Origin of the sequence: Amycolatopsis plumensis, assembly GCF_042652605.1 — a bacterium.
In the GTDB taxonomy this organism is placed as follows: Bacteria; Actinomycetota; Actinomycetes; order Mycobacteriales; family Pseudonocardiaceae; genus Amycolatopsis; species Amycolatopsis plumensis.
The window spans coordinates 900,727-913,603 of record NZ_JBHSJY010000001.1 but is presented as its reverse complement, the minus strand read 5'-3'; the positions used below and the strand labels follow the sequence as shown (position 1 = coordinate 913,603).

General features: G+C 74.1%; 6 protein-coding genes. 5 read left to right on the top strand and 1 reads right to left on the bottom strand.

Annotated elements, in window-relative coordinates; genetic code table 11:
- Nucleotide 1 precedes the first annotated feature (1 nt).
- Nucleotides 2-787: an SDR family oxidoreductase gene (locus tag ACFPLC_RS04350; RefSeq protein ID WP_378188582.1), complete on the bottom strand. Its 786-nt coding sequence runs from the start codon at nucleotides 785-787 to the stop codon at nucleotides 2-4.
- A gap of 206 nt (nucleotides 788-993) precedes the next feature.
- On the opposite strand from ACFPLC_RS04350, the gene ACFPLC_RS04345 reads away from it, so the two are divergent.
- The 5 genes from ACFPLC_RS04345 to ACFPLC_RS04325 are packed head-to-tail and all read left to right on the top strand — an operon-like array spanning nucleotide 994 to nucleotide 12,755.
- Nucleotides 994-6,816, top strand: coding sequence for an SDR family NAD(P)-dependent oxidoreductase (locus ACFPLC_RS04345; protein WP_378188581.1), 5,823 nt, complete (start codon nucleotides 994-996; stop codon nucleotides 6,814-6,816).
- On the top strand, nucleotides 6,810-10,595 hold the full coding sequence (locus tag ACFPLC_RS04340) for a beta-ketoacyl synthase N-terminal-like domain-containing protein (RefSeq protein WP_378188580.1): 3,786 nt from the start codon (nucleotides 6,810-6,812) through the stop codon (nucleotides 10,593-10,595). Before ACFPLC_RS04345 ends, ACFPLC_RS04340 begins: the two co-directional genes overlap by 7 nt.
- Nucleotides 10,592-10,882 carry an acyl carrier protein gene (locus ACFPLC_RS04335; RefSeq protein WP_191314791.1) on the top strand — a complete coding sequence of 97 codons (291 nt, stop codon included), beginning with the start codon at nucleotides 10,592-10,594 and terminating at the stop codon, nucleotides 10,880-10,882. Before ACFPLC_RS04340 ends, ACFPLC_RS04335 begins: the two co-directional genes overlap by 4 nt.
- A complete protein-coding gene (locus tag ACFPLC_RS04330; RefSeq protein ID WP_191314790.1) occupies nucleotides 10,870-11,646 on the top strand; it encodes an alpha/beta fold hydrolase in 777 nt (258 codons plus the stop codon). Before ACFPLC_RS04335 ends, ACFPLC_RS04330 begins: the two co-directional genes overlap by 13 nt.
- Nucleotides 11,622-12,755, top strand: coding sequence for a glycosyltransferase (locus ACFPLC_RS04325; protein ID WP_378188578.1), 1,134 nt, complete (start codon nucleotides 11,622-11,624; stop codon nucleotides 12,753-12,755). Before ACFPLC_RS04330 ends, ACFPLC_RS04325 begins: the two co-directional genes overlap by 25 nt.
- The last annotated feature ends 122 nt before the right edge of the window (nucleotides 12,756-12,877 follow it).

The window sequence follows — 12,877 nt, the reverse complement described above, 5'->3', positions numbered from 1 at the left end:
GTCAGCCTCCCACGGCCATCTCGTCGATCCACGCGTCGACCGCGCCGGCCTTGCGGGCGAACGACTCCCGCACCGATTCGTGCGGCAGGATCAGGAACTGCTCTTCACCGAGTCCGCGCACGACCGCTTCCGCGACGTCCTCCGGGGCGATGAGCGGGGCCGCCGCGGCGATGGCCAGCGCGGCCGGGTGGCCGGCGGCGATGCCGGGCTCCAGCAGCGCCGTCCGGACGCCGAGCGGGCACAACGCGCTGACCCGCACCCCGCGCGGCCGGTAGGTGATCGCCAGCCACTCGGCGAGGCCGACGGCCGCGTGCTTGGTGACCGAATAGGGCGCGTCGCCCGGGATGCCGAGCAGGCCGGCGCCCGACGCGGTGATCAGCAGGTAGCCCTCGCCGCGCGCCAGCATCGAGGGCAGCACGACCTGCGCGGCGTGGACGTGCTGCATGACGTTGATCTCCCACGACCGCTGCCACTGCTCGTCGGCCGCGTGCACGCCGGTGCCGAACGCGGCGCCCGCGTTGGCGCAGAACACGTCGAGCCGGCCGAACTCGGCGCGGGCCGTCGCGACCAGGGTCTTGAGGTCCTTTTTGGACGTCGCGTCGGCGGGCACGGCGACGGCCCGCCCACCGGCGGCGGTGATCTCGTCCGCCACCCGGGCGGCCCCCGGGCCGTCCACGTCGGACACGACCACCCCGGCCGCGCCTTCCGCGGCGAAGCGGCGGGCCATCGCGGCCCCGATTCCGTGTGCCGCGCCGGTCAGCGCGACCACGCGTCCAGTCAGTTCCACGCGGGGCTCCAGGTATTTCAGCGTCGAATTGTCACGCGGGTGCGGGAAATGTATTTCCCGGTTGCGATGCGGGTGATAAAAGTGCTGGTCAGTGCCATGATCCTGCCTTGTTCCACAGTTTTGCACGTTAGCACGAGTATTGCGTTTCCGGTGCCCGGTGCGTTATTCCTGAAGATCGCAACGCCCCGCGCACAGGAGGTCCGCCGATGGCCGAGCTCGTCCCGCCGTCGCACATTCGACGGCTCCGGTGCCTGGGAGTCGGCGATCCCGACGTGGTCGCCGCGGTCGCGCGCCGCGGCGGCCTCGGCGTGCTCGACGGCGCCGATCCGGAAGCACTGCGGCTGGTCGCGGCCCGGGTCCGGGTGCCGTACGCCGTGCGGACGGACGGCCCCTTGCCCGACGGCGCGGCGTTCGCTGTCCGCACGCAAGCACCGTGGACCGGAGCGCTCGCCGAGGTCGCGGACGTGGCCACGGCCGCCGAGGCGGTCCGCGGCGGCGCGCGGGGACTCGTCGCCCGTGGGGGCGCCTTGAGCGACTTCGTTCTGCTGCAACGGCTGCTGAACGCCTTCGACGTCCCGGTCTGGGGAAGCGTGGCCGGGCCGCGGACGGCGGTGGGTGCGCTCGCCGGCGGCGCGGCCGGTGTCGTCGTCGAATCCACTGTGGACGTCGGACGGATCGTCGGCGCGAAGGTGCCCGCGGCCGGTCTCGGCACGCGGTTGTGCGCGACCCTGGGCAGCGCGCTGCCGGTCGTCCAGGGCCCGATGACGCGGGTGAGCGACCAGCCGGGCTTCGCGGCCGCGGTCGCCGACGCGGGCGGGTTCCCGTTCGTCGCGGTGGCCACGGCGAACGGCGCGCGCACCGCGGAGCTGCTCGCCCGGACCGCCGAACGCCTCGGCGACCGGCCGTGGGGCGCGGGCATCCTCGGCTTCGTGCCCGACGACCTGCGGGTCGCCCAGCTCGCCGCCATCCGGGCGGCGCGGCCGCGGTGCGTGCTGGTCGCGGGCGGGAAACCGGGACAGGCCAAGGCCCTGGAAGCCGACGGGATCGCGACGTTCCTGCACGTGCCCTCGCCGGTCCTGCTCCGCCAGTACCTCGACGCCGGGCTCCGCCGGTTCGTCTTCGAGGGCGCCGAATGCGGTGGGCACGTCGGCCCGCGGGCGAGTTTCGAGCTCTGGGAGGAACAACTGGCCGTCCTCGACGGCGCGAAGGACGTCGAGGTGCTCTTCGCGGGCGGCATCCACGACGCCTGCTCGGCCGCCATGGTCGCCGCAATGGCCGCGCCGCTCGACGCCGGTGTCCTGATGGGCACCGCGTACCTGTTCACCGAAGAAGCCGTGACGCACGGCGCGATCACCGGCCTGTTCCAGGACCGCGCGCTGGCCGCGGACGCCACCGTGACCCTGGAAACCGCGCCGGGCCACCGCACGCGGTGCCTGCCGAGCCCGTACACGGCCGAGTTCGCGCAGGTCAAGGCCAGTCTGGGCGACACGCCCGAAGCCTGGCAACGGCTGGAGGAGCTGAACACCGGACGGCTGCGCGTCGCCAGCAAGGGCGTCCGCCGCGACGGCGAGGCGCTCGATCCCGCTACCCAGCTGGCCGAGGGGATGTTCATGGCGGGCGAGGTCGCGGTGCTGCGGGACCGCCGGACGACGATCGCCGAGCTGCACGGCGACGTGACGTCCGGAAAGACGTTCGTGCGCCAGGAAGAACCGGCGACGGACTCGGACGACATCGCGATCGTCGGCATGGCCTGCACGTTCCCCGGCGCGCGCGACCTCCCGGCGTTCTGGTCCGCCGTCCTCCGCGGCGACGACGCCGTCACCGAAGTCCCCCGCGACCGCTGGGACCCGGACGTCTACTTCGGACAGTCGACGTCGAAGTGGGGCGGGTTCCTGCCCGCGCTGGACGTCGACCCGCTGGAATACGGCATCCCGCCGTCGGCGATGGGCAGCATCGACCCGGCGCAGCTGGTGTCGCTGGAGACGGCGCGGCGTGCGCTGGCCGACGCCGGGTACGCGGACCGGGACTTCGACCGCGAGCACACGAGTGTCGTGTTCGGCGCGGAGGCGGGCGGCGACCTGGCGAACGCGGGCACGCTGCGGTCCCTGCTCGACGGCTACCTCGACGAGGTGCCGCACGAACTGCTCGCCCAGCTGCCCGAGCCGACCGAGGACACGTTCCCGGGCACGCTGGCCAACGTCATCTCGGGCCGGATCGCGAACCGGCTCGACCTCGGCGGCGCGAACTACACGGTGGACGCGGCGTGCGGCTCGTCGCTGGCCGCGCTGGACCTGGCGGCGAAGGAGCTGCGCGCGGGAACGAGCTCCCTGGTCCTGTGCGGCGCGGTCGACCTGCACAACGGCATCCACGACTACCTGATGTTCACCTCGGCGGGGGCGCTGTCCCCGACGGGCCGCTGCCGCCCGTTCGACGCGGCGGCCGACGGCATCGCGCTGGGCGAGGGGGGGGCGTGCCTGGTGCTCAAGCGCCGGTCCGACGCCGAGCGCGACGGCGACCGGATCTACGCGCTGGTCAAGGGCGTCGGCGCGGCCAGCGACGGCAAGGCGCTCGGGCTGACGGCGCCGCGGCCGGAGGGTCAGCGCCGCGCGCTGGAGCGGGCGTACCGGGACGCGGGAGTGTCCCCTGTGGACGTGGGGCTGGTCGAGGCCCACGGCACCGGAACGGTGGTGGGCGACGCGACGGAGCTGCGGACGCTGACCGGCTTCTTCACCGAGGCCGGCGCGGAGCCGGGTTCGTGCGTGCTGGGTTCGGTGAAGAGCCAGATCGGCCACACGAAGTGCGCGGCGGGACTGGCGGGGCTGATCAAGGCGGCACTGGCGCTGTGGCACGAGGTGGTCCCGCCGACGCTGCAGCTGACCAAGCCGAACGACGCCTGGGACCCGGCGGCGAGCCCGTTCACGTTCACGACGGCGGCCCGGCCCTGGGCAAACCCGGCCCGGCTGGCGGGGGTGAGCGCGTTCGGCTTCGGCGGGACGAACTTCCACGCGGTCCTGGGCGCGGCGCCGGTGGCGCCGGACCGCAGGCACGGGTTGCGGGACTGGGCACCGGAGGCGGAGCAGGCCCTGGTGGAGCTGGAACGCACGGTGGCGGAGAAGCAGACGGGCGGCTCCGGCACCGGGAGCGCCGCCGGGCGGCCAATGGCCGCCGCCGGGCTGGGTGAGCGGGGTGGCGCGGGCGTAGCTGATGCGGCGGCGTTCGGCGCGCCGCTCGCCGACCCCGGCAAGATCGCCTTCCTCTTCCCCGGCCAGGGCAGCCAGCGCACCGGCATGCTCGCCGACCTCTTCGTCCACTTCCCCGAACTCGCCGAGCTTCTCCGCCTCGCCCCCGACATCGCCGCCACGGTCTTCCCGCCGCGCGCCTTCAGCGCCGAGGCCGTCGATGCCCAAGAAGCCGCCCTCACCGATACCCGCGTCGCCCAGCCTGCTCTCGGGCTCGTCGAAACCGCTGTCGCCCGGCTGCTCGCCCAGGTCGGCGTGCACCCCGACTTCCTCGGCGGGCACAGCTATGGCGAGCTCGTCGCCCTCTCCGTCGCCGGGGCCTTCGACACCGAGACCCTCCTGCGCCTCAGCCGGGCCCGGGCGCGAGCCATCGCCGAGGTCGCGCAACCGGGCACCATGGCCGCCGTCAAAGCGAACCGGGATGCGCTCAGCGCCACCCTCATCGGTCCCGACGTGGTCGTCGCCAACCACAACGCGCCCGAGCAGGTCGTCCTCTCCGGTCCCGTCCCCGCCGTCGAACGCGCCGTCCGGCGGCTCGGGGAAACCGGCATCTCCGCCCAGCGGATCCCGGTCGCTTGCGCCTTCCACAGCCCGCTGGTCGCCGCCGCGGGAGAGGTGTTCGCCCGGGCACTCGACGAAGAAGCAATCGAGCCCCCGCGGAAACCCGTCTGGGCCAACCGGACCGCGAAGCCCTACCAAGACGATGTACGCGGTGAACTGGCCGCGCAAATCGGGGCTCCGGTGCGGTTCCTCGACCAGATCGAAGCCATGTACGCGGCCGGGGCGCGCATCTTCGTCGAAGCCGGGCCCGGGCGCGTCCTCACCCGGCTGGTGAAGGACATCCTCGGCGATCGGCCGCACACCGTCGTCGCCTGCGGGCCGGACCTCACCGGCTTCCTGGCCGCGCTCAAGGCCCTCGCCGAAGCCGGTGTCGACGTCCGGACCGAACGGCTGGCCCGGTCGAAGCCTCCCGGACCCGCCCCCACCGCCTGGGCCGTCGACGGGCGGTCCGCCCGCGCGCCCGGCTCCGCTGCCCCCGCCCTGCCCCCGGCTCGACGAATCCGGAGTACCGCCATGACCCAGCCCGCGCCCGGCCGAGACCAGGCGATCGCCGACTTCCTGCGCACCACCCGCGAACTCGTCGCCGCGCAGCGCGAGGTCATGCTCGGCTACCTCGGCAACGCACCCGCCGCCCCGCTGCCGGCCCCGGTTGTCGTCGAAGTACCGGTCCCGCGGGAAGAACCCGAACCCGAAGCCGCCGACGTCATGAGCACCGTGCTCGGCGTGATCAGCGAACGCACCGGCTACCCGGCCGACATGATCGCCGCCGACCTCGACCTCGAAGCCGACCTCTCGATCGACTCCATCAAGCGGACCGAGATCGCCGGCACCCTGCTGTCCCGCCTCGGCCTGCCCGCCGACGACCGCACCGACCAGCTCAGCCGCGACCGCACGGCGAACGCCCTCGTCGCGCACCTGGAAAGCTGGCTGACGCCGAAACCACCCGCCGCCCCGCCGCGCCGATACCGCCTCGAGCGGGTCCCGGTGCCGTTGGACTCGGACCCCGGGCGGCTGCGCGGGAAAACCGTGGCCACGCCGGACGACGCCGTGGGGACCGCCTTCGCCGCGGCCGGGGCGGAGGTCGTCACCGGGGACGCGGACATCACCGTGCTGTTCGCCCGCGACCTCACCGAGGTCTTCAACCAGCTCAAAGCCCTGCGAGGGGACGTCTTCGTGGCGGCGGAGCCCGACACCGTCCCGGGGCTCCGGGGCCTGGTGCGGTCGGCCGGGTTGGAGCGCGACGGCGTGACGCGGCTCGTCGAGGTCACGCAGGACGTGGCGAAAACGCTGGTGGACGAAGCCCTCAGCGACGGCCCGCCGGTCGTCGGCCACGACAACGCCGGCCGCTTCACCATCGAGCCGCGGCCGGCGGACCTGCCGTCGATCGCCTACTCCGGCGCCGGTCCGGGCAGCGGTGAACTCGCCGCGCTGGGCCTGGGGCCGGACTCCGTCGTGCTGCTCGTCGGCGGGGCCCGCGGGATCACCGCCCGCGCCGCGGTCGCGTTCGCCGCTTCCGGGTGCCGGCTGGAGCTCGCCGGGCGAACGCCGTGGCCGGGTGAACCGGACGACCTGCCGCAGGATACCACGGCGATGCGCGCGGTGCTGGCCGGCCGCGGCGGGCCGGTCGCCGACATCGAACGCCGGGTGCGGACCGTGCTGGCCCAGCGCGAGATCGGCCGGACCCTCGACGAGATCCGCGCGGCCGGCGGCAACCCGGCCTACCACAGCATCGACGTGCGCGACGCGGACGCGGTGCACCGGCTGGTCAAGGACCTCGGCGGGCGGGTCGACGGCGTCGTCTTCGCCGCCGGGGTGATCGACGACAAGCTCATGGCGGACAAGGACGAGCCGTCGTTCCGGACCGTCTTCGAGACCAAAGTGGACGGTGCACGTGCCCTGCTCGGCGCGCTCGAGGCCGAGCCCGGGTTCGTCGCGTTCTTCGGCAGCATCGCCGCGGTGCTCGGCAACCGCGGCCAGACCGACTACGCCGCCGCGAACGACGCGCTCGAAACCCTGGGAACGACCTGGCCGGGCCGCGCCGTGACCGTCCACTGGGGACCGTGGGCGCCGGACGGCGACCACGCGGGGATGGTGTCGCCGGAACTGGCGCGCGAGTACGAACGCCGCGACGTCGCCCTGCTCGACCCGGCCGAGGCCACCGCGGCCCTGCTGCGGGAACTCGCCTACGGCACGGACCGTGCGGTTCTGTACACGGCGTCGCTGTGGTGACCCCGGTCGCGATCGTGGGCATGGGCGTGTTCCTGCCCGGCGCGTCCACGATGGACCAGTATTGGCGGAACCTGGTCAACGGCGTCGATGCCGTCACCGAAGTCCCGCCGCACCACCGGGACCCGGAGTTCCCCGGCCGCCGCGGCGGCTTCACCCCGGACACCCTGGACTTCGACCCCGTCGCCCACGGCGTCCCGCCGACGTCCCTCGACGGCACCGAGCCGGACCAGCTGACGGCACTGGCCGTCGCGGTGACCGCGGTCGGCGACGCCGGGGGCCTCGGCCGGCTCGGCGACCCGGAGCGGATCGGTGTCGTGCTCGGCCGCGGCGGGTACCTCTCGCCCGGCCTGCGGGGCTTCGACCAGCGGGTCCGCACCGTCCGGCAGATCACCCGCACGGTCGGCGAGCTGATGCCCTCGGCCGGGCCTGCCGTCCTCGAGCGGCTGCGGACCGCGCTGCTCGAACCGCTCGGCGAGTTCCGGCCCGAGACCGCCGCCGGCCTGGTCCCGAACCTCGCCGCCGCCCGGGTGGCGAACCGGCTCGACCTCGGCGGCCCGGCGTACACAGTGGACGCCGCCTGCGCGTCCTCGCTGGTCGCCGTCGACCAGGCCATCGGCGAGCTGACCCGCGGCCGCTGCGACGTCGTCCTCGCGGGCGGCGCGCACCAGACCCAGGACGACACGCTGTGGGCCCTGTTCACCCAGCTCGGCGCGCTGTCGCCGAGCCAGCGGATCAGCCCGCTGTCCCGCGAGGCGGACGGCATGCTCATCGGCGAGGGCACCGCGATCGTCGTGCTCAAGCGGCTCGCCGACGCCCGTCGCGACGGCGACCGCGTGTACGCCGTGATCCGCGGTACCGGCACGTCGAGTGACGGCCGGGGCGCGGGCCTGCTCAGCCCGTCCGTCGCCGGGCAGACCCTCGCCCTGCGCCGCGCCTGGGCGGGCCGCGATCCCGCGGAAATCGGGCTGCTGGAGGCCCACGGCACCGCGACCCCCGCCGGGGACGCCGCCGAGCTGACCACCGTGGCCGACGTCTTCGGCCCGGCGGACGGGCCCCGCGCGGTGATCGGCTCGGTCAAGTCGATGATCGGGCACACGCTGCCGACCGCCGGGGTCGCCGGGCTGGTCAAGGTGGCGCTGGCCCTGCACCACGGCGTCCTGCCGCCGACCCTGCACTGCGCCGACCCGAACCCGCTGCTCGACAAGACGCGGTTCCGGGTGCTGGCCGAGGCCGAGCCGTGGGGCGCGCTGCCGCGGGTGGCCGCGGTCAACGCGTTCGGCTTCGGCGGGGTCAACGCCCACGTCGTCGTCGAAGCCGGCGATCCGGCGCCGAAGCGGCGGATCCGCGTCGACGAGCCGGAACGCGTGCTGCGCCTGGCCGCACGCACGCCGGCGGAGCTGCTGGACCGGCTCGACCGGCCCGGCCAGGGCGACGGACCGTGCCGGCTCGGGATCGTGAGCCCGGACGACCGCAAGCTCGCCGCCGCCCGCCGGGTGGTCGCCAAGGTGGCGGCCGAGGGCCGGTCGTGGCACGGCGCCGGTGACGTGTGGTGCAGCGTCGATGCCCTCCTGCCGGGCGGGAAGACCGCGTTCGTCCACCCGGGACTGGAAGCCGGCGGCGAACCATGCCTCGACGACGTGGCCCGGCACTTCGGCCTCGACCGGCCACGGTGGTCGACGGCGAACGTGCTCGACCGCGCGGCGAGCGTGTCGGCGGCCGGGCTGCTGCTCGACGACGTCCTGCGGCGGCTGGCGATCCGGCCGGACGCGCTGGCCGGGCACAGCGTCGGGGAGTGGACCGCCATGCAGGCCGCCGGGATGTGCACCGCGGTGCCGGACGCCTTGGCGCGCTACTGGCCGGACGGCTTCGCGCTGCCGGAGGCGGACTACCTCGTGCTGGGCGCCCCGGCGGCGCGCGTGGCCGAGCTGCTGCCCGGCGAACTCGTCGTGTCGCACGAAAACGCGGCGCGGCAGACCATCGTGTGCGGTCCGCCCGATGCCGTCGCCGACTTCGCGACGACGTGCCGGGGCGCCGGGATCGTGGCCACCACGCTGCCGTTCCGGTCCGGTTTCCACACCCCGCTGATGCGGCCCCACCTCGCGCCCTTCGCCCGGCTCGTCGCGGACCTGGACTTGCGTGCCCCGGCGCTGCCGGTGTGGTCGGCGACGACCACCCGACCGTACCCGGCGGCCCCGGCGGACGTCCGCCGGCTCTACCTGGACCACCTGCTGCGCCCGGTCCGGTTCCGGGAGCTGACCGAAGCCCTGCACGACGCCGGGTTCCGGGTGTTCGTGCAGGTCGGCGCCGGTCAGCTCGGCTCGTTCGTCACCGACACGCTGGGCGAGCGGCGGCACCTGGTCGTCGCCGCCGCGTCCGGCACCCGGCCCGGGCTCGCGCAGCTGCGGCGCCTCGCGACCGCGCTGTGGACCGAAGGCGGCGACCCGGACTTCGCGGCGCTGGAACCGCGGCGGATCCGGCTCACCACCGGCAATGCCCTGCTTTCGCTGGGGGAATCGGCTCGCGGCCTGCTGGACGAGCCGAGCCTGCCGTCCGGCGTGCCGGACCCGATCGTCGCCGAGTTCACCGCCTTGCTCACCGAGACCCGCCGGGCCGCCGCAGACGTCGTCGCGGCCGCCCGCCGCCGCGTCGAGTCCACTGTGGACGTCTCGGTGGCGGCCATGCCGTACCTGCGCGACCACCGGTTCTTCCGGCAGCGCGACGGCTGGCCCGACGAGTCGGACTTCCGGCCGGTGGTGCCCGCGACGACCCTGGTCGACCTCGCCTGCCGGGCGGCCGAGCGCGCCTGGCCGGGCACGACGGCGGTCGCGGTGCGGGACGCGGTGTTCTCCCGCTGGCTCATCGCCGCCCCGGCGCAGCAGGTGCCGCTGTCGATGAGCCGCGAGGACGATCACGTGACCGTCGAGATCGGACCGTACGCGCTGATGACCGTCGAGCTGGGAGCGTGCACACCACCGCCGCCGCGGGCCGGGGTGCCCGGGCCGGAGACCGCGCCACCGCTGAGCGCGGCCGAGATCTACGCCCGGCGCGAGATGTTCCACGGCCCCGCCTACCAGGGCCTGGCCCGGCTGACCGGCCTCGGCACCCAGCACATCCGCGGCGAACTGGTCGTCCCGGAAGCGCCCGGCGGGCTGCTCGACAACGTCGGCCAGCTGCTCGGCTGCTGGCTGATGGCCACCCGGGCCGACGACCTGCTCGCGTTCCCGCGCTCGATCGGCCGGCTGACCTGGCACGGCCCCGAACCGGCGCCCGGAACGCGGCTCGAATGCCTGGTGCGGGTCCGGCTGCCCCGGCCGGACGTCCTCGAGATGGACGCCGAGCTGGTCCTCGACGGCCGGGTCCTGGCGAGCATCGAGGGCTGGCGGGACGTCCGCTTCCCCTGCGACCGCGCGGCCCACCGCGTCTACGCGTTCCCGGCGGAGCACCTTCTGGGTGAGCGGCGGGACGACGGTTCGGTCGCCGTGACCGACCGCTGGCCGACGGTCGCCGCGCGGGACATCTACGCCGGGATCTACCTCAGCGCGTCCGAACGCGCCGAGTTCGCCGCCGTCCCGCCGCGGCAGCAGCGCGGCTGGCTGCTGACGCGGATCGCCGTCAAGGACGCCGTCCGGGCAAGGCTCGGTGAACCCCTCTATCCGGCGGAAATCCGCGTCCACGACGACGGCACGGTGTCCGGACGGCACCGGGACCTGCCGCCCTTCGCCGTCACGGCCGAACTGGACGGCGACACCGCCATCGCACGACTCAGGAGCATTTCATGACCATCGACCACGCGTCCGCCACTTTCGACGTCGTCGCCGAGCTGCTCGCCGAGCTCGTCGGCGACGCCGACGTCCTCGGCATCGAGATCACGCCGGACACGACGTTCCACGAAGACCTCCAGCTGGAGAGCATCGACCTGGTGACCTTCGCCAGCATCCTGTCCGAGCACTTCGGCGCCGACGTCAACCTCGCCGAGTACCTGGCGGAGAAGGACCTGGACGACGTCATCGGGCTGACCGTCGGCGACATCGCCCGGTTCGTGGGGGAGCGCACGTGCCCACGATGACCGTCAACGGGCTGCGCACGAACGTGCAGCTCGTGCCCGCCGGCGGCACCGAGACCGTGGTGTTCCTGCACGGCATGGGCACCGACAGCCTGGCGAGCTTCTACCTCACGCTGGCGCCCCCGGTCGCGGCCGCGGGCATCGACGTGATCAGCTACGACCTGCGCGGGCACGGCAAGACCGAGCGGCCGGAACGCGGGTACACGCTCGGGGACTTCGTCGCCGACCTCGACGACCTGCTGCGGCAGCTCGGCGTCGATCGGCCGGTGCACCTGGTGGGTAACAGCTTCGGCGGCACGCTGGCCTACAGCTACGCCGTGGCGAATCCTTCGCGGGTCCGCAGCATCGTGTGCATCGAGTCCGAGCCCGCGACCGAGGTGTGGGCGGAGAAGATGAGCGCGATCCTGGCGCACACCGTGCGGTTCCTGCAGGTGGAAGAGAGCTTCGACTGGATCGAAGCGAACTTCAGCGCGCACCACCGGCGGCTGGCGCGGCTGGCGGCCGAGCGGATCACGTCGACGAAGATGGCCGAGGAGGTGCCGCTCGGGCCGTTGCTCACCTGGGAACAGGTGGCGGGAATCGGCTGCCCGGTGCTGTCCATCCTGGGCAGTCACGGCTACCAGGCCGACGACCTCGAGGCGTTGACGTCACTGCTGCCGAACGGCGAGTTGCACGTGTTCGAAGGGCAGGGGCATTCGGTGCTGGTGGAGCAGCACCGGGAGGTGCGCGAGCTGGTGCTGAAGTGGATCGAACGGCACGCGGCGTGAGGTTCCTGCTGGTCGTGCCGCCGCTGGCCGGGCACGTGGCGCCGTTGCGCGGGGTGGCCGCGGTGCTTTCTTCGCGTGGCCATGCGGTGGCCTGGTGCGGTCCGGAGCCGGAGCTGTCCGCTTTGGTCTCCGGACGGGTGTTCCCGGCCGGGGACTCCGGACCGTTCTCCGTGGCTCTGCGGCCGCCGGAGCTGCGCGGGTTCGCGGCCCTGAAGTACCTGTGGGAGTCGTACCTGGTGCCGCTGGCCGACGCCATGGTGCCGGGGGTGGCTTCGGCGGTCTCCTCGTTCGCGCCGGACGTGGTGGTGGCCGACCAGCAGGCGATGGCGGGAGCGCTGGTGGCGGCCCGGTGCGGCGTGCCGTGGGCGACCTCGGCGTCGACGTCGACCGAGCTGGCCGACCCGCTGGGGTCGTTGCCGAAGATCGCGTCCTGGGTGACCGAGCTCCAGGCCGGGTTGCGCGCCCGCCACGGCGTGCTGCTCGGTGACCTGCGGTTTTCGCCGCACCTGGTGCTCGCGTTCACCACCCGCGCGCTGGCGGGGGAGGCCCGGCCGGCGGTGCCGGTGGCCTACGTCGGGCCGGTGCTGCCCGCGGCTTCGGGCGAGTGGTCCCTTGTGGACGATCGCCCGCTGGTCGTGGTCACGCTGGGGACGTCGAACGGTGCGGCGGGTACCCGGTTCCTGGCCGAAAGCGTGGACGCGCTGGCGGGGATGCCGTCGGTGCGGGGGCTGGTGGTGGATCCGTCCGGGGAGCTGAGCAGCGAAAGTGTCCTGCTGGCCCGGCGGATCCCGCAGGTGGCGGTGTTCGCGCGGGCGTCGGTGGTGGTCTGCCACGGCGGGCACAACACGGTCTGCGAAGCACTGGCGGCCGGGGTGCCGCTGGCGGTCGCCCCGATCCGGGACGACCAGTCGATGCTGGCCCAGCAGGTGACCGCGGCCTCGGCGGGCGTCCGGCTGCGGTTCGACCGGGCGAAGGCGGCGGACATCCGCGCGGCGATCGAGGCGGCGGAGCAGTACCGCCCGGGCGCGGAGAAGATCCGCGAGTCCTTCGAAGCGGCCGGTGGTGCCGAAGAGGCCGCCACCCACCTGGAGTCACTCGCCAACCCGTGATCGAGAGGTCGACACGCGTGATTGAAGAGTCGACACGCGTGATTGGCGGGCCGACACGGCCTGGGCAGCCGCGGGGGTCGTGTCGACCCTTCGATCACGGGAGTTGGCTCTTCAATCACGCG